At 58.2% G+C, this 17,710-nt stretch carries 18 protein-coding genes; 7 read left to right on the top strand and 11 right to left on the bottom strand.

The features are described from left to right. The 11 genes from EN914_RS00580 to EN914_RS00630 form a co-directional block, all read right to left on the bottom strand. Window positions 1–544: EscU/YscU/HrcU family type III secretion system export apparatus switch protein (locus EN914_RS00580; protein WP_206527170.1), on the bottom strand; the 544-nt coding region annotated here is incomplete at its 3' end. Beyond that, a complete protein-coding gene (gene sctT / locus EN914_RS00585; protein WP_024505376.1) occupies window positions 541–1,359 on the bottom strand; it encodes a type III secretion system export apparatus subunit SctT in 819 nt (272 codons plus the stop codon). The genes sctT and EN914_RS00580, both read right to left, overlap by 4 nt. 8 nt (window positions 1,360–1,367) lie before the next feature. Beyond that, window positions 1,368–1,616 (bottom strand): EscS/YscS/HrcS family type III secretion system export apparatus protein, encoded by a 249-nt coding sequence (locus EN914_RS00590; protein ID WP_081714428.1) that lies wholly within the window; start codon window positions 1,614–1,616, stop codon window positions 1,368–1,370. Between the two features lie 29 nt (window positions 1,617–1,645). Next, window positions 1,646–2,311 (bottom strand): type III secretion system export apparatus subunit SctR, encoded by a 666-nt coding sequence (sctR, locus tag EN914_RS00595; RefSeq protein ID WP_024505374.1) that lies wholly within the window; start codon window positions 2,309–2,311, stop codon window positions 1,646–1,648. Then, window positions 2,304–3,332 carry a type III secretion system cytoplasmic ring protein SctQ gene (gene sctQ, locus EN914_RS00600; protein WP_095769044.1) on the bottom strand — a complete coding sequence of 343 codons (1,029 nt, stop codon included), beginning with the start codon at window positions 3,330–3,332 and terminating at the stop codon, window positions 2,304–2,306. The genes sctR and sctQ overlap by 8 nt, the downstream gene beginning before the upstream one ends. Window positions 3,333–3,421: 89 nt before the next feature. After that, window positions 3,422–3,934, bottom strand: a complete 513-nt coding sequence (locus tag EN914_RS00605) for a hypothetical protein (RefSeq protein WP_032899688.1) — start codon at window positions 3,932–3,934, stop codon at window positions 3,422–3,424. Then, complete coding sequence (gene sctN / locus EN914_RS00610; RefSeq protein ID WP_024505372.1) at window positions 3,910–5,268, bottom strand: type III secretion system ATPase SctN; 1,359 nt, start codon at window positions 5,266–5,268, stop codon at window positions 3,910–3,912. The genes EN914_RS00605 and sctN overlap by 25 nt, the downstream gene beginning before the upstream one ends. After that, on the bottom strand, window positions 5,265–5,888 hold the full coding sequence (gene sctL, locus EN914_RS00615; RefSeq protein WP_024505371.1) for a type III secretion system stator protein SctL: 624 nt from the start codon (window positions 5,886–5,888) through the stop codon (window positions 5,265–5,267). The genes sctN and sctL overlap by 4 nt, the downstream gene beginning before the upstream one ends. Then, entirely contained in the window at window positions 5,885–6,523 is a 639-nt protein-coding gene (locus tag EN914_RS00620; RefSeq protein WP_306462680.1) for a nodulation protein NolU, read from the bottom strand. Before EN914_RS00620 ends, sctL begins: the two co-directional genes overlap by 4 nt. Further along, entirely contained in the window at window positions 6,516–7,379 is an 864-nt protein-coding gene (gene sctJ, locus EN914_RS00625; RefSeq protein ID WP_024505369.1) for a type III secretion system inner membrane ring lipoprotein SctJ, read from the bottom strand. Before sctJ ends, EN914_RS00620 begins: the two co-directional genes overlap by 8 nt. 9 nt (window positions 7,380–7,388) lie before the next feature. Further along, window positions 7,389–7,898: a nodulation protein NolB gene (locus EN914_RS00630; protein WP_024505368.1), complete on the bottom strand. Its 510-nt coding sequence runs from the start codon at window positions 7,896–7,898 to the stop codon at window positions 7,389–7,391. A gap of 187 nt (window positions 7,899–8,085) precedes the next feature. Between EN914_RS00630 and EN914_RS00635 the strand changes: the two genes are divergently transcribed. The 7 genes from EN914_RS00635 to tdh all read left to right on the top strand — a co-directional run bounded on the left by EN914_RS00635 (window position 8,086) and on the right by tdh (window position 17,243). After that, window positions 8,086–8,784: a secretin N-terminal domain-containing protein gene (locus EN914_RS00635; protein ID WP_024505367.1), complete on the top strand. Its 699-nt coding sequence runs from the start codon at window positions 8,086–8,088 to the stop codon at window positions 8,782–8,784. Window positions 8,785–9,085: 301 nt separating this feature from the next. Then, on the top strand, window positions 9,086–11,020 hold the full coding sequence (locus EN914_RS00640) for an HrpF/NolX family T3SS translocon protein (RefSeq protein WP_024505366.1): 1,935 nt from the start codon (window positions 9,086–9,088) through the stop codon (window positions 11,018–11,020). Window positions 11,021–12,076: 1,056 nt separating this feature from the next. After that, the gene (locus EN914_RS40090) at window positions 12,077–12,421 is read left to right on the top strand and encodes a helix-turn-helix domain-containing protein (protein ID WP_081714427.1); all 345 of its coding nucleotides are present in this window, start codon (window positions 12,077–12,079) and stop codon (window positions 12,419–12,421) included. A gap of 37 nt (window positions 12,422–12,458) precedes the next feature. Continuing rightward, entirely contained in the window at window positions 12,459–13,796 is a 1,338-nt protein-coding gene (gene glyA / locus EN914_RS00655) for a serine hydroxymethyltransferase (protein ID WP_024505364.1), read from the top strand. Between the two features lie 57 nt (window positions 13,797–13,853). After that, on the top strand, window positions 13,854–15,029 hold the full coding sequence (gene metK, locus EN914_RS00660; RefSeq protein ID WP_024505363.1) for a methionine adenosyltransferase: 1,176 nt from the start codon (window positions 13,854–13,856) through the stop codon (window positions 15,027–15,029). A 100-nt stretch (window positions 15,030–15,129) separates the two neighbouring features. Beyond that, the gene (locus EN914_RS00665) at window positions 15,130–16,143 is read left to right on the top strand and encodes an adenosine kinase (protein WP_126063919.1); all 1,014 of its coding nucleotides are present in this window, start codon (window positions 15,130–15,132) and stop codon (window positions 16,141–16,143) included. A gap of 65 nt (window positions 16,144–16,208) precedes the next feature. Beyond that, window positions 16,209–17,243: an L-threonine 3-dehydrogenase gene (tdh, locus tag EN914_RS00670; protein WP_127388983.1), complete on the top strand. Its 1,035-nt coding sequence runs from the start codon at window positions 16,209–16,211 to the stop codon at window positions 17,241–17,243. The last annotated feature ends 467 nt before the right edge of the window (window positions 17,244–17,710 follow it).

Raw genomic sequence — 17,710 nt, forward strand, 5'->3', positions numbered from 1 at the left:
GGCCAACACAGCCCATGCCGCAGATCGGCAGAGGGACCATTGTCTTCCACATCCCGAGAAGGACAATGGAAAAGGTTGCGCTGAGAACCAATACCTTGAACATGGTCTTGCAGACTTCGACCATGGAACGAGCAGACCCCAAGCGCTTCAGCCCTTCAAAGGGGTCAATTTTCTTAAAGCTGAGCTTCATCGGCTCCAGAGAGAAGACAAATCCACCATTGGCTAGCAGGCTGGCCAAAATCACCGCGGCGACAAGGGTTCCAAGCAGCGGGCCAACAGCCGCGACTGTGAGTTGGACGAGCACAACCAATGCCTGCGGCACCGCGGTATCGAAAGGTAGGCTCTGCAACTTGGTGGCTAATAGGAGCGCTTCCCGGCATTTGTCCTCGATCACGCTGCCTCTTAGCCAAAGGTAGCCGAGCCCAGCGCAAGTCCCGACCGCGCGGACGAAATCGGAGCTACGTGGCAGCTGTCCTTTTTTGCGCGCTTCACTTAACTTCTTCGGGCTGGCGGCGTGTGTCTTCTCTTCACTTGTGTCGCTCATGGCAGCAATTTGTCGAACCACTCCAGCACGCCGTTGGCACGTGTGACCTCCAGTTTCATGCTCTCCACCAGATAGGCAGCGTAGGTGACCATGAGAACTGGAAAGACAATGTTCTTGATTGCCGGAGACAGTTGGCTCGCCTTAAATTGCGGGGCAAAGCGACGCAGCAGCATCATCGATATATCAATCAGTATCAGGAAGAACACGACAGGCCCCGATACCAATAATGCCGTGCGCATTATGCTGTCGAGAAGCCCCAACAACTCCATTGCTCCTGGCCCACTCAGTGTCGGGTGAAACTGATACACCGGCCAGATCAAGTAGCTGCGGTACAGGACACTGATCAAAGTTTCCAGGCCTCCTGATCCGACGAATATGGCAATCGCAGTGATCCCCAGAAAAACGCCCATCGCGGAAGCCTGACTGTTCGTCGCGGGATCGGCCGAAGCGGTCGGGCTGCTGATGCCGCGTTGGTTGTCGATAAGCTCCCCGGCAGCCTGAAGGCCCCAAAGCGGAATGCCAAGAAAAGTGCCAAGGAGTACACCGACAAAAACTTCCTTGAATCCGAGCAGGGTTAGCTGGATCAGGCGCGTATCAGGATCCAGCGCCGGCAATCCGCCGCTGACGTGTGCCAGGCATGGTAGTGCGAAGCCAACAGCCAAACAGCCCCGGATCAGCCCACTGATCTGCGAGCGTGTGAATACGGGAAAGATCAGCATGATGCCCATCGCGCGGGCTGCCCCAAGACCTGCCGCAACGACGAGTTCGAGAGCCGTCTGGATCAGAATTTGAATATCGGCCGATGGCGCGTCCATGGGGCGGACTAGTAGCTAAGTGTCATTGCGGGAAACTCGGTGAAGATCTGATCGGCTAGCTCTATGAGCGGGGCGCTTAGCACAGGAGCAAACAGCCCAATCACCGCGACAACGACCAGAAGCTTCACGGTGAGCGGCAAGCTTTCATCCTGGATCTGCGTCGCCGCCTGGAGGATGCCGATGACGAGGCCGACAACCACTGATGCAATGAGCGGCGGTAGAATCCAGATCATGAAAACCACCAGTGATTGGCTCATAAGAGTAATGATGCTGGATTCAGTGATGATCAGCCTCCCGGTAACGTATAACTCAGCACAAGCCCATGCATCAATTTTGACCAACCATCAATGGCAACAAACAAGAAGATCTTGAACGGGACAGATATAACAGTTGGTGAGACCATCGACATACCCATTGCCATCAAGATAGTTGTCACTATCAGATCTATAACAATAAAAGGCAGATAAAGTAGAAATCCTATCTCAAATCCGCGCGTCAATTCTGATAGCAAGAAAGATGGTACAAGTATTGCAAAGTCATCAGGCGTGGCTGCAGCGTGCATTTCCTCTGGCCAGACCTTTTCTGTCGAAGATAGGAAAAATCGCCGCTGCTCTTCATTTGTGAATTTCTTGAGATGCTCGCGCAAGGGCTCACTTCCGGCTTTAGCGGCGCTTACCCAGTCGTCGAATGTCTGATAGTGGAGCTTGGGATCCGACATGCGGTCATAGGTCTGCTCAGCAACGGGCGCACTAACGAACATAGTGAGGATCATCGCCGCGGCGTACAGCACCACATTGGGTGGTATGGTCTGGGTCCCGAGCGCATTGCGGACGAGGAAAAGAACAATTGATACCTTTACAAAGGCCGTTGTCGTGGCAACTGCTAAAACCAGCAGACCGAGTCCGGCGGTAACCGCAAGAAGCGCCAGGATTGTCGGCTGAGCTTCACTCATTGCATGCAAACCCGCCACGGAGCCTGATGCCCAGCTCTTCTCCGATGCGGACAATGTCGCCACGCCCGATACGCTGACCATTGGCCACTATGTCGACCGGGCCGTCGATCGGCCATCCAAGTTCAAAAATATGCCCTTCGCCGGCACTTCTTAATTCCCCAAGAGAAATAGGCCAGCGGCCGCATTCAAAGACAAGCACGATCTCGACATCGTCGAGATCCTTAGTAAGCTCCAGTTGCGATCCGGGTTGTGTCATATGCGCACTCTCCAAAGGACACGGTCGCGGGCGGAAAGGCCCCCGCAAGATTAATTCATCGCCGTCAAGATCCGCCTCGGCGCACAACTGGCCGACAGCTAGGGTGATCTGGCCGCGGCCGAACGGCGCAATATCGGGCAACAATGCATCACCGACACATGCGCTTCGAAGAAGCGCCGCAGGAAGGCGAAGCGTGCCGACCTCTCCTGCAACAATGAGCGGGAGCTCTGGAGGCAGCCCGCCCAGCTGCCGCGGCAACTGGGCAAGCAGTTCGCCTAGCGCGCGAAACGCAGGCGGTACTAAGCCGTCAAGTGGCGTGAACAGGAATAGACGGCCCTTGCCCTTGACCGCGCCGAAAATGATGTCGAGTTCAAGATGAGGAGCCAGCATCGTGGCTTCGCATACCCGCACGAGTTGCACGTTCAGACGCGTCGTCTCCTCCAGTCGAGTGACAAGCGGCTCCAGAGCGAGTTCGAGAATTAGCGAAGCAGTTGGCTCGGAAGGGAAGGCCAAGCCGTTCTGCACTGTCGTGATGAACTCCTCTACGAGCGGGCGCGACAGTGACAAGATGACCGTTTCGGCTCCCACTCTCCAGACGCAGTCAAGCATCGGAATGGCAGCAGGTTCCTGCTGCCAGACAAGCCCTGCCGTTCGCACCGATAGCGGCACCTCGTTGATCCGGCTTTGAAACGGCGTGCGCGGCGCTGCTGTATCATTGAGCCACGAGACAACCGTGTGGGACAGTTTCAGAACTGGTTCGAACATGGCGGGTGTGACCGCAGCGCCTATCAAAGACTGCACGGTCGTGTCATTCGGACGACCTCTTGCGACCGTCGGATCCGGTTGCGCGGCATTTAGGCAAGCGACCCCCTCGCATATTTCAGCAGTATCTCATCGTCGGCCTCGATCTCGGCTGCGGCCTCCGAATGAGTCTCGACGGCGCGCCGCACGTCGTCCTCGATTTGTTGCCATTTGTCCCTTGCCGCCGAACATATGACCCATAGCTCCCTCGTCCTGGACGCCGCCATCTCAGCCTCCTCTTGAGCGATTTGGGTATCATCAAGCATCTGCCGTCTGGAATTGATCTCAGCGGCAAGTTGTTCAGTGTGAAGGCGGTGACGGTCGAGCGCTGCGCTAGACAAGTTGTCGAGTGACATCAGATGCTGATAGAGCGCTGCTTCTTTTCTTGAACAATGTTGCTGTATCATTGCAAGCTCCCTAGAGGCATTTTGTACGGCTGAGGCGGCCACATCGCGCTGGGCTTCCTTCTTGGACAGCTCGCCAAGGGCACGACGCTCTTGCATTTCCTTCAGAAGCCGTAACCTCGAAGACTGAATCCAGTTTACGCGGTCAGACGCGACATCCATGCGACCGTCTCCTCGAAATCTGACGCGTCATCTTCGCTCTGGCGCAGAAACTCCCTCAGTTCGTCGATTGACGCGACAGCCCGGTCAGTCAGGGGATCTCCACCTGGCTTGTATTCGCCAACATTGATCAAGAACTCGGTCTCGGCATAGCGCGACAGGAGCTCGCGGAAAATGGATGCTGCCTTGCGATGTGTCCCCGAAACGACTGCATCCATGACGCGGCTGCGACTCTGCAGCACATCAATAGCGGGGAAATGCGATCGCGCCGCAATAGCGCGTGAGAGGATGACATGGCCATCGAGAATACCACGCGATTCCTCGGCGATTGGATCACCCGTGCCATCACCCTCTACAAGCACCGTATAGAAGGCCGTGATTGAGCCCCGCTCACCCATGCCGGCGCGCTCGAGCAGGCCTGGCAGCATGCCAAAAACGGAAGGAGGAAAGCCCCGTCGCGTCGGCGGCTCACCCGCAGCAAGGCCTATTTCGCGCATAGCGCGGCAGAAGCGCGTCAGCGAATCCAGCATGAGAGCAACGCGTAGGCCTTGATCGCGGAAATATTCCGCGAGCGCAGTCGCCATTGGAGCGCATTGCGCACGCTCTACCGCCGAGCGGTCGGATGTTTCAACCACGACGACCGTACGGAGAAGGCCCTCTTCACCAAGATTCCTTTCGATGAATTCACGAACTTCCCGTCCACGTTCGCCTATGAGCGCCACTATGACGACGTCAGCGGCGGCACCCTTTACGATCTGTGACAACAGCGTCGACTTGCCACCACCTGGCTCGCCATAAATCCCGATCCGCTGGCCCTCGCCGCACGTCAGCAGACCATCGAGGACACGGACCCCAAGCGGGAATGGCCGCTCAATCATGCGCCTCGTCATCGGATTGGGGGCTCTGCCATGCAGGGGCCGAGTTTCGACGGTCTTGATTTCGCCTTTGCCGTCCAATGGGCGGCAACGACTGTCGATCACGCGACCGAGCAAATCGCCGCCGACGGGCACCTCACGCATTCGGCCAGTGGCCACGACCTCTGCGCGGCTGGATAGGCCCACCAAGTCCCCGATCGGTGTCAGCAATACACCATCACCCGACAGGCCGATCACCTCGGCCTCGAGCGACAGCCCGGTTCGCGGGTCCTCTAGGAGGCAAAGTTCCCCAATACGAGTGTCTGGCAAGACGGCATGAACCAGTGTGCCGATAGCCCGCGTGATCCGACCGCGCACCGCACGCGTGTCAATTCGCTTGGCCGCAGCCCTCAAAGACGAGATTGCTGGAACGAGAGCTCGAGTGTCGGCGTCAGCGTTATGTTCTGGGACGGGCTTTCTCATAGCTCGCCTTTCTCACAGAGCGTCCCGAAACCAAGGCGCAGCGCGCGCATCTGGGCGTCAAGTCCAAGGTCAACATTGCCGTACTCGCTCCACAGCACGCAGCGTTGCGGCGACAATGTCGGGTCGGGCTCGATCCGCACCCTTGGTCGACCATCCTGGCCGTCGCATCGAGCAAACTCTCGTGCAAGCATGTCGACTTGCATGGGAGAAACATGAAGGCAAACGTCGGCGCCGCTGTATTGACACTCTATGGCGTGACGAACAGCCCTCACCAATAGCTCGCCCGGATCGAAAGCGCCGATAAGATCGCTCAATATTTCCATCACGAGCTGCGGCAATTCCTGCTCCAGAGCCGCCTTTCGTCGCGCGATTTCGGAGATTGTCTCCGCAATCAACCCTGCCATCTCCTCGGTGCCTGCATTCGAGCCCTCCATGTGGCCGCGCGCCCACGCCCGCTGGTAAACCGCGCGTGCCCAGTTTCGAACGCGCTGCCGATGCCGTTCTGCCGCGGCAAGGGCTTGCGCGGCGCTGTGCCAGGTTTCGAGCTCGCTCGCGGGTATCAGTGGTCCGACTGGACGCATCTGCGGCGCTATTGGCCCCTCGGAAAGTTCGACTGTCATTTCACCGGGGTCTCTGTCTCAAAATGAGCTACTACAAGTGAAAGCAATTGGCCGGCGGCGGTCCAATGCTCATGTGCTGGAGTCTCCGCGGCAGTCCCCTCGGGCAATCGAAGAAGCACGCGGTTACGCTCGGTCGCTGAACTGTCCTGGAGCCAAGCTCCAAGACATGCGTGTCCATCGTATTCGATTTGCTGAGCGAGTTTTTCTGGGTCCGAGATCAGTCTTTTGTCAACAGCATGCAGCAGGTGTCGGATTCCGAATGCGTGTGCATCCACGCCGATGCGTTTAACAAGGATGGCAAGCTCAGGCTGAGAGACAAACGCGACCAGCGAACGGGCATGCCAGATACTACCAGCAAGAAGGGCCGCTCGATATGGATCATGCCCGCGTAGAAGGTCCGGCCTGCAGCCGATGTGGTTCAGATCCACGTCATCGTTGCCCAGCAATTCTGCCAGCCTTGGATGCAGTCTGGAACACTTCTGCAACTTCACTAACGTTTCGGCCGATAACGCTGGATCAAGACGCGCCGCAAGACGGGTTGGATGGGCCGAAGCCGCAAGCTCGCTCGCGCCCGGAAAGTGCGGACCATCAGGTCGGGCGGTCTGTATAGGCATTGGCAATGAGATGTCACCCACGTCCAATTGCAGGCATTCTTTTGCGAATGGCCTCGACAGCAGAAGCATCCCGGCGCCCCTCGACCTTGGAAACGCCGGTTGATTGCTTGCGCCGACGCGTAACAACGCCGATCAAGAGATAACAGGCCACGGCGAATACGGCTGCGGCAAAACCTGTTACGGTCGCCAGAAGTGGCGCAGGAAGAGGTAGTGATGCTTGTGGCAAAACAGCAGTCGGATCGGGCCGTTGCTCGTGTGCGGACCGTTCTACCGGCACCAAAACCACTTCCACCTTATCGTAGGACAGGCCTTCGATGCTGTCGGCTACAAGCATCTTTATCTTTGGCAGCAGAGCCGCGACATTTGTTTTTGCGTCGTGCCTGATAAACACCGAGGCCGAGGATGGCGTGGCACCGGCTCGCACAAGGTCGTTATGCGGCAGCACGACGTGAACACGTACAGAAAAAACGCCATCGATATCGCTGATCGTCCGCGACAACTCTTCGCTCAGGGCATACACGTAACGGGCACGCTCTTCGGTCGGCGAGGCAATCAGGCCTGATCCTTGGAATATCTCACCGAGGTTCTTGAAGGATTGGCGCGGCAGCCCCTTGGCGTTCAGAAGGTTGATTGAGAAGGCGAGCAGCTTTTCGTCAACCTGGATCGTGCTGGTTCCATCCTTGGCGACCACCCGGATCGCGGCGACCCCGTTGTCTTCAAGAAGTGCGAGCATTTCATTTGCCTCACGCTCTTGCAATTGCGTGTAGAGGTCGGCTTTGCAAGCAGTGAGGGCGACGAGAACTGGCAGCATGACAAGTCTAACCGACCGCCACCCTGACAGGCCACGCATGATTTCGCCCTCGGCCAAGCCAATCATGCGCGCGGTTCAGCCTTCCTTCAAAAGTTTATTCACGGATGATGTGACGCCGCTGACGCCTTTGGAGATAAGCGCCACCTGGGTGACGCCGTTGTAAACATCCCGAAGACCAGCCATCATCGTTTCGAAGTCTTGCCCTTGTTGGGGAATGCCCGAGATTCCGGTTCCCGCCTCACCTGGAACGGGAAGCTTCTGCGCCGGTCCCGGTAGAGCGCCCTTCGAAAGGGCTATGTCATGGTCGAGCGCGGGGAAGGAAACAGTGTTGTGTGGATATAGGGAGGAAATCGTCTGCAACACGCGATCGCCCATGCCGCTCGTCGGCGCAGCCGCGCGCTGAACATCCATCGCCGCAGCAACTGGCGCCGCACTCGCTGGCCCCGCGGCGGCATCGTTTTTCAGCGAGTCGGCTGCATGCCCTAAGGCGCGCTCAAACTGGGCCTGCTCGACAATCGACGGTGATCCGACCCTGGGGAGGCCAGCCGTTAGAGTGGCAGAGATCGACGTGACAGGCATCATCATGTAAGGACTCGGTTGCTCTCTCTGACCGGGCGAGCCCCGCCCATTCATCACCCGGTGTCGGCGCAACACTCCTAGGGGGGCAAGCTGACAACAAGCTGACTAACGGCGGCGTCATTTCGACAATCTAAAATCTCTTCGGCAATTTAGTCACTTGTGATGATTTCAGCGTTTGGTTTATCAGTGCGACATGCCGAGAACGCTTATCCAACCCGTCACCCTGCATGTTTTGAGACTTCTTTGTGCCGGGTTTTTTCTGTCCACCGGGATTCACCCGGCGCATGCAGTCCCGCTGTCCCTTCCGGCGACACCCTATAGATACACGGTTCTGGATCAGGAGCTCGCTGCAGCGTTGCAGGAATTCGGCAACAACCTGAATATCAGGGTCAACATCAGTCCTGCGGTGAAGGGGCGAATTCGCGGACGTATGCCTGATTTGCCACCGCGCGCGTTCCTCGACCGCTTGACGAACCTTTACGGTCTACAATGGTACTATGACGGCCTTGTGCTCTATGTGTCTGCTGCACAAGAATCGCAAACTCGAATGCTTTTGATGACGTCGATTCGCTTCGATGCGTTCAAGGGGGCTCTCGACAAGCTTGATATCTCCGACGAGCGCTATGTGGTCAAACCCGTGCCAGGCAATGGCCTCGTCTTCGTTTCCGGTCCACCGCGCTTCGTCGCACTCGTGGAGCAGACCTTTAACGGCTTGGTGGCGCAGGCGCAGGCGCAGACTCACATAGCGGCAACGCCAAAGGAATCAGTGCTGATCTTGTTTCGCGGCTCCTCCACTACGGTCGTTCGCGACGGACGACCGGATGCTTCTTATTCTTCTGACATCCCACAACAGGATAGCGTTGGCGGGAAGCCTGAGCTGGGCAAGAAATGAACATTGAGGATTTCCCGCAGCTCTGAAGAACATGACTGCGGCTACCCCTTTGTGAACTCTTCGCAAACTCGTCAGTTTCTCGAAAGCTAATCCGCTCATGATGAGTCCCGGCAGCTCTCGCGGTGACTCCGGCCATTGTGTTGGACCGAACCTTGGAGCCGGCCCGGAACACAGCAATTGAAGGCAGGGCAGGCGCATTCGTGACCTGCCGACGCTTGGAATTGTCGAATTTTGTGAAACGCAAGGGATCTTCTGTCGGGGTCTCTTGTGGGGATTTCAACGTCACGTCTGAGGATGCATAATGTCGGCCAGTAATCTTTCAACTTTCTACCGCTCAAATTCGCTACAGTCCGCAAGGGGTTGGCCGGGCCTGAAAGTTTCCCATTTTGCGACCCAGCATCAGCAAAGTGCATCGTGCTTCGAAGCGATGCTGTCCACTTGTGTGCTGGCAGACAAGCCCGGCTCTTTCGCGCAAGGGGATCTGCCAGCGTCGAATCTTGATTCGACAATGGATAAATTGCGGCAGGACCCTTTGGGCCATCTGGCACCGGATGTCTTGACATTGAATGGCTTGGAGCAACACCCACTGGATCTGCTGCCGCCAAATATGAGGGCGGCTCTCAAGGAGGACCAATCGCAACGCTCCAAGGCGACTGAAGCCCAACATCTGCTCGGCGTCACTCCGAAGATCGAGCCGGCTCCCAGGCCGAGCCCCGGAATCACGTGGAACGGTGGGTCGCTGACCACGGCTGAGTTGCAGATTGTTGCGGTACTCAACCGTCACAAGGACCAATGCCCGCTTACTTGGAAGTCGTTGACCGACAAAGCCAATGATCCCTCTACGCCACCGGATCTGAAAGCGGCGATCCAGGGACTGCAGCAGGATTCGGGACTTTTTTATGCGATTGGCTCGCAGGGCGACGGCCGCTGTGGAGGCAAGATCAACGCCAAGGACTTGGCCGGATTTTCAAACCACCACCCACAAGTTGCTGCATTTCAGGAAGCCCAAGCGCGAAGCTACGAGCAGAACTACATACCATCCGACGGCAGCGGAGGTTTGCAGCCTTCGGTCATGACCTTGAGCGATGCCTTGCGAGAGTTTTACCGGTACTCCGAAAATCTGTCCAAGGACCTGAGTCTGGATGAGTTCAAGAAAATGGTCGGCGGCGAATCGAAAAACGGCAAATTTCCGCCCCAGGTCATTGCGGCGGCGCAATATTTCCTCGATCACCCCGATGCTTGGAACCAGTTGTGCGGTGGCTCGAAAGGGAAGATGCACAAAGAGGATTTCCTGCAAGTCGCCTCATCGTCGATGAGCCTCACGCAAACTGAGCTGAATACGGTCGAGATGATCAAGGACCATCAGGACACGTTCTTTGGAAGCGGTGTTCTGACTCGCGACAAACTGGCGAAAATGAAAGACGACAAGAGCCTTGATCCGAAAGTGCGGGAAGCAGCCTCTCAGCTCCTTTCAGATCCTCTTCTGTTTGGCCTCCTGAACAATTCGATCACGGGCTATAAGACCCATCATAAATTCTTCGACTTTGGCGGCGGGCATACGGTTGATTCCGGCAATATCAGCAAAAAAGACTTTGCCCATTTTTGCACAAACATGTCGTCTGCGAACCGCAACGTTCAGCAGCCAATCACCCACGGCGCCCAAACCGCAGAAGAGCAGAATGCCGTCGCGGACATGAAGATGGGCCTGATGGACCAGCCTGACATTAAGTCAGCCAAAAAGAACGGCGGGGCCGTCATGCACGTCGTCGACTCCGTGCTCAAAATCGAGACGAAAGTGCTCGACTTGGCGGCAACGGCGGTGGGACTGCTCAGCTTCATTCCGGGCCTCGGACAAGTAGCCGATCTTGCCTCGATGGTTCTCGAGGCTGAGTCGCAAGCAGCCAATCTCCTGCGTACGGCCATTAACGGAGGCGATATGAAGCGAGCGCTGGAGGAAGCTGGCCTCAATATGGCCGCGCAGGCGATCGGCCTTATCGCAGGCCCCGAGGTCAAGCTGGCCATTCGAAATGGGCTCGTAAAGCACCTGATGGAAGAGGCCTTGGCGGCAGGCATTGATCTTTCGGTCTCGACGGCGCAGGACTACGCAGAAGGCTATGTGAATAACCTCAAAGCGCGCCTTGCAGGCGGCCCTGAGCAAAGCCTAGGCCTTCCGAGCATGCCATCATTCCAGAGTGTGGCAAGCAATGTGCCCTTCGTCGGCATTGCCTTATCCTAGCCGTCGCCTTGCGCGGAAGCTTTGGCTCGCGCGCTGACATAAGGGTCATTGTGGCACAAGCAGGGGTTCATCCGCATCAACGCAGCGGTGTTCCTGACGCCATCTGGATCGGACTGTGAGGGGGATGTCCGAAGTCTGTGAAGGCTTCGGTATATGACGACTTCAGAGTTACGCTGAGCCCAGCCATCTCGAGCCGGTGCGCCGGGTCGAGGTTTTCACGGGCGCCGGCCGGCAGCGGGAATGGTCTCCGGAAGGCACGGCGCGGATGGTGGCGGAGCGGCGCAGCCGAAGGAACGGCTGTCGCGCGCCCAGGGCGGCCTCCCGAACAGCAGACGATGATCTCCTGCCTTGGGCCTATATCCTTGTGCCCACGCTCAAGGCAGTCGGCTGAAAACAGCGCTGATTTAAAACAGCATTATCCTGCACTGCACCCTCGATCCTTGCGCTCACCGATCGCTCGTCGACACGCACGCGGTCAAGTCGTTATCGGCGCTATGCCGATGGGCTTCGAGAGCAAGGTGGACGCTGAGCGGTGCGTCAGCCTCAGGGCGCGGCTGGCCAGCTTTGGGTCTCACGCTCTATGACGGCAACACCCGGCTGATCCACTTGGCCTGTTCGCGGGCTCCCGGCAGCGGCGCGGAAGCCACGGTCCGCCTTCCTCGGCTTCAGGCCAAAGATACCGCAGCATGCTCCAGAGCTATGTCTGCCGCCTCCGCCCCATCGTCGCTGGTCATGTGGAAAGGACAAGCAGGCTACGCACCCCATAATCCCGTCGGGCAGGATTCGACAGTCGACGGCGAGACATTCGCCAAACCTCACCCTTGATTCTCAGCAACGTTAAAAAAAATTCACATAATGTTCGTGAGTGTAGTCTCCTGTCAGGTGGTACATTAGCCCCAATATCTGGCGTCTTAGTCGTAGAAAGGACTGTGATCCATCTTCCATTAGCATCCATACCAGCGGATTTACAGCAAATGACGAGAGAGGTCTCATGCGGATTGATGGGGATAGAAGGGCTAGCGGCTTGCTGCATCCCGTCCGGGTTGATGCCAACCAATGTTGACACTGGTAAATCGCCTAAGGACGGCAGCGCATCTTGATCGCCTTCGAATCCTGGGCCTTTGCGCGCATGCGGATCTAACCGTCGGCGAGCTGGCCGATATTACCAGTCTGCCTCGCGAGCAGGTTCGACGCCACGTTCGGCGGCTGGGCAGAGCCAACTTTCTTTGCTGCAACGAACAACGTCCGCAGTCTTCGTACCATATGCAAGCAGGAGGCAAGGATGGCGGGCTGGCTCAATTGGTGGTCGATCTCCTGCCCCACGATGATGGCCATCATAAAAGAGACCTACAACGCCTGGAAGCAATACAAGACGCGCGGTTGAAGGGACCGCCTGCTTGATCGTGAAATAGATCAGTCCAAATGGAGCGCGACTACCATGGATAACTCCGCCGGCGGCGCCATCGCGCAGCCCGACACTTACGGGCGGCCTCACTTAGCCGCCGTCGACTCCCGCGTTCACGAACTGCTTCTAAGACAGGAGCGTCAGGAGCGGACAACTCTCAAACTGATCGCCTCCGAGAACTTTGCCTCCTCGGCGGTGTTGGAAGCGACCGGGTCGATTTTCACCAACAAGTATGCCGAGGGATACCCCGGTGCGCGCTACTACGCCGGAAACGAGATCGTCGATGAGCTTGAGACCCTCGCGATCGAGCGCCTGAAAGCGCTATTTGGCAGTGAACACGCCAACGTCCAGCCTTATTCAGGCTCGCCAGCCAACCAGGCTGTCTATCGCGCGCTTTTGAGCCCCCGTGACAAAGTCATGGGCTTGCCTTTACCCGAAGGCGGCCATCTGACTCACGGTTGGTCCGTCAATTTTTCCGGCAGCGATTATCAGCGCGTCCCGTACAGGCTGCACGAAAAGACACAGCAAATTGACTATGACCACTTGCGCGAGACCGCCAAGCGGGAACGCCCGAAGCTAATTTGGGTCGGCGGAACTGCTTATCCGCGTATTTTTGACTACGCGGCAATGGCCGAAATTGCTTCGGAGGTGAACTCGTATCTGGTGGCTGACATCGCCCACATCTGCGGCCTGGTTGTCGCAGGAGTGCATCCGAACCCCGTGTCCCATTGCGATGTGGTCACCAGCACCTCTCACAAGTCGATCCGCGGTCCCCGGGGTGGCTTCATTTTATCAAGGAATGAAGACCGTTATCAGCCCCTCCATCATCCGAAGAGCAAACACAATCTGGCCAAACGTATAGACCGCGCCGTGTTCCCTCTTCTGCAAGGCGGACCGCATATGAATACTATCGCCGCGCTTGCCGTCGCTTTGCAGGAAGCAGCGAACTCGTCCTTTCGTGTCTACGGTCAGCAGATCGTCCACAACGCCAAGGCTCTGGCCCAGGCGCTTCTGGAGCGAGGTTATGAACTCGTCACCGGGGGCACTGACAATCACATGCTGATCCTTGATCTTCGGGACCGGCCGCTGTCAGGCAAAGCCTATGCGGAGCGCTTATCGCGTGCAGGCATCATTGCGAATTTCAATATGGTCCCGGGCGACCGGCGGCATCCGGCGCTGACAAGCGGCATCCGCTTAGGGACACCAGCGGTGACGTCCATGGGCATGCGCGAAACGGAGATGGTGCAGATCGCCGCTTTCATCGACTCGGTCTGCCGCCAGCCCGATGACCAGGAAGTTCATGCGAGCGTACGAAGAGACGTTGCCGACTTCTGCACTGCGTTCGATGTTCCCGGCATCCGCGACCGATAAGCCACCCCAATCCAGAAACTCCTCACTAACTCCAGCACTTGAAGCGAGGGCATTTTTATGACCAGGCAGTTCGTGTTCTCTTCCGAATCCGTCGGCGCGGGACACCCCGACAAGATGGCAGACAACATCTCCGATGCCATTCTCGATGCGGTCCTGCGCACCGATCCGAAGGCGCGCGTCGCCTGTGAAGTGTTGGTGAAGACGGGGATGGTCGTTGTGGCTGGCGAGATCACCAGCCATGCCCACATCGATTACAGCCAAGTCGCCCGCGATACGATACTCGATATTGGCTACGACGATGATGCGATTGGCTTTGATGGTCGACGTTGCGCCGTCGTTCTGGCCCTCACCGAGCAGTCGCCCGACATAAGCCAGGGCGTTGATGAAGGACGAGGGCAGGATCTCGGGCAAGGGGCAGGGGATCAGGGCATCATGTTTGGATTCGCATGCAACGAGACGGATACATTGATGCCCCTGCCGATCCAACTCGCTCACCATTTGACGAAAAGACAGGCCGAGGTCCGGAAAGCGGGACAGCTTGGCTGGCTGCGTCCGGACGTGAAATCTCAAGTGTCGGTACGCTACGAAGGGCTCCGCCCGGTGGCGCTGGATACCATAGTCCTGTCAACGCAGCATGACGAAGCGGTCTCACAAGCCACGGTCCGCGAAGGCGTCATTGAGGAGATCATAAAACCGGTCCTGCCGGCCCACCTGGATACTTCGGGGATCAGATTTCTGGTCAACCCAACAGGGCGGTTCGTGGTCGGTGGGCCTGCCGGCGACTGCGGCCTCACAGGACGGAAGATCATCGTCGATTCCTACGGTGGGACCGGGCGTCACGGCGGCGGTGCCTTTTCGGGCAAGGACCCATCCAAGGTTGACCGCTCGGCGGCCTATGCCGCCCGCTATGTCGCGAAGAACATCGTTGCCAGCGGCCTTGCGGAGGTCTGCGAGGTTCAGCTTGCCTACGCGATCGGCGTGGCTAGTCCGGTTTCTGTCATGGTCAATACCTTCGGAACCGCAAGGATCGAGGAAAAAAGGATCGAGCGCCTTGTTCTCGAGGTTTTCAATCTCCGACCGAAAGGCATCATCAAGATGCTTGATCTCTTACGGCCGATATACCGCAAGACGGCGACATACGGACACTTCGGGCGTGAAGAGCCTGAGTTCACTTGGGAGAAGACGGACAAAGCTGACGATTTGCTGCGTGAAGCCGGACAGGCAGCTGCGTGAGGGCGGCTGGATCAAGCGCATGCGGCAACCCATTTCAACTCGCGAGACCACGCCCGGCCGGCGTGGCAAGAAGCCGGCTCGGGTTTTGGCGGAGATTTTGATGCCGGATTATGACGTGCTTTGCATCGGCAATGCCATTGTCGACATCATCGCCCAGTGCGACGAGGAATTCCTCGAGACCAACGGCATCATCAAGGGCGCGATGAACCTCATCGACACACAACGCGCCGAACTGCTCTACAGCCGCATGGGTCCGGCGATCGAAGCCTCCGGCGGCAGTGCCGGCAACACGGCGGCCGGCGTCGCCAGCTTTGGCGGCCGCGCCGCCTTCTTCGGCAAGGTCTCCAACGATGCGCTGGGCGAAATCTACGCCCACGACATCCATGCGCAGGGCGTCGCCTTCGGCACCACGCCGCTCAAGGGTGAGCCGCCGACGGCGCGCTCGATGATCTTCGTCACGCCCGACGGCGAGCGCTCGATGAACACCTATCTCGGCGCCTGCGTCGAGCTTGGCCCTGAGGATGTCGAAGCCGACAAGGCGTCTGGCGCCAAGGTCACCTATTTCGAAGGCTATCTGTGGGACCCGCCGCGCGCCAAGGAGGCAATCCGCCAGACGGCGAAGCTGGCGCATGCGGCAGGCCGCGAAGTGTCGATGACATTGTCGGATTCGTTCTGCGTCGACCGCTACCGCGACGAGTTCCTCGACCTGATGCGCTCGGGCACGGTCGACATCGTCTTTGCCAACAGCCACGAGATCAAATCGCTCTACCAGACATCGTCATTCGACGAGGCGCTGGCGCAGATCCGCAAGGATTGCCGGATCGCCGCCGTAACCCGCTCTGAAAAAGGCTCGGTCATCGTGCGCGGTGACGAAACCGTGGTCATCAAGGCGACCGCCATCAAGGAACTGGTCGACACGACAGGCGCCGGCGATCTCTATGCCGCCGGCTTCCTGCATGGCTACACGCAAGGCCGCGACCTGCAGACCTGCGGCGACCTTGGCTCACTGGCCGCCGGATTGGTGATCCAGCAGATCGGCCCCCGGCCCCGGCAGAATTTGCGCCGCGAGGCTGAGCAGGCGGGGCTGACCATTCCGGACGTTCAAACGAGTTAGTGGCCTACCTTCCCGTTGTGCAGGCTATCTCGCCAGAAGCGCAATCACGGAATAGGGAAATCCTGATGTCGAACATGATGAAGGCGCTTGTGAAGGCCAAGGCCGAACCGGGCATCTGGATGGAAGAGGTGCCGGTGCTGGAAATCGGCCCCAACGACGTGCTGATCAAGATCAAGAAGACGGCGATCTGCGGCACCGACGTGCACATCTACAATTGGGACCAGTGGGCGCAGAAGACGGTGCCGGTGCCGATGGTGACGGGCCATGAATTCGTCGGCACCGTTGCCGATTTCGGCGCAGCGGTCACCGAATACAAGGTCGGCCAGCGTGTATCGGGCGAAGGCCACATCGTCTGCGGCCATTGCCGCAACTGTCGCGCCGGGCGAGGGCATCTGTGCCGCAACACACTCGGCGTCGGCGTCAACCGTCCAGGCGCCTTCGGCGAATATCTGGCGATCCCGCAGCACAATGTCGTGCCGATCCCCGACGATGTGCCCGATGAGATTGCCGCGATCTTCGATCCCTTGGGCAATGCCGTCCACACCGCATTGTCCTTCGATCTGGTCGGCGAGGACGTGCTGGTGACTGGCGCCGGGCCGATCGGCATCATGGGCGCGCTCGTCGCCCAATGCGTCGGCGCGCGCAAAGTGGTCATCACTGACATCAACCCGGTGCGGCTGGCGCTAGCCAAGAAACTCGGCGTCCAGCATGTCGTCGACGCCTCGAAGGAGAAGCTGCGCGACGTCATGCCGGTGCTCGGCATGACCGAGGGGTTCGACGTCGGCCTCGAAATGTCGGGCGCCGCCCCCGCTTTCCGCGACATGATCGACACCATGAACAATGGCGGCAAAATCGCCATTCTGGGCATTGCGCCGACCGGCTTCGAAATCGACTGGAACAAGGTCATCTTCAAGATGCTGCATCTCAAGGGCATCTACGGCCGCGAGATGTTCGAAACCTGGTACAAGATGATCGCGCTTGTGCAGGGCCCGCTGGATGTCTCCGGCCTGATCACCCACCGCATCGGCATCGACGATTTTCAGATCGGTTTCGATGCGATGAAGAGCGGCAGTTCCGGCAAGGTGGTGATGGACTGGTAGGGATTGCCTTGGCCGCTATTCAGGAAAAGCTGACGACAGCACCTCTGGTCCGCCGGACATCTTCCAACTAGGGGAACATGGCTGGGTGGAGAGCTATGGCTCCGCTACGTGCGCTCGCTATCATATACGGCGACGTATCGCGGCCCACCCGGTGACGGTCGATGGGGCAATTCGCTTCAGTCGATGACGGAAACCCGGTGAACCGATGCTGAGGCCCCGACGCGATCGTCTATTTCCTATGATCTGCGATTGAGGTCGAGGTGTTGCCGCTTTCAGCGGGTAAGATGCGATAGACGACTTCCGGTACCCTTCCGGTCAGCGAAAAGGAAGGCAACGAGCCGCATTGCCTCAAGCAAATGTTACCAATAGTGTCCTGTTCCAAAGGGGATGGACAGGTCGTGCCATTCCGGTTCGGGGGAAAGATGGCGCGGCTCAGCATGGCGATACGGTGAAGCGGCGATCGTGGA

It is taken from the genome of Mesorhizobium sp. M7A.F.Ca.CA.001.08.2.1 (assembly GCF_003998455.1).
In the GTDB taxonomy this organism is placed as follows: domain Bacteria; phylum Pseudomonadota; class Alphaproteobacteria; order Rhizobiales; family Rhizobiaceae; genus Mesorhizobium; species Mesorhizobium ciceri.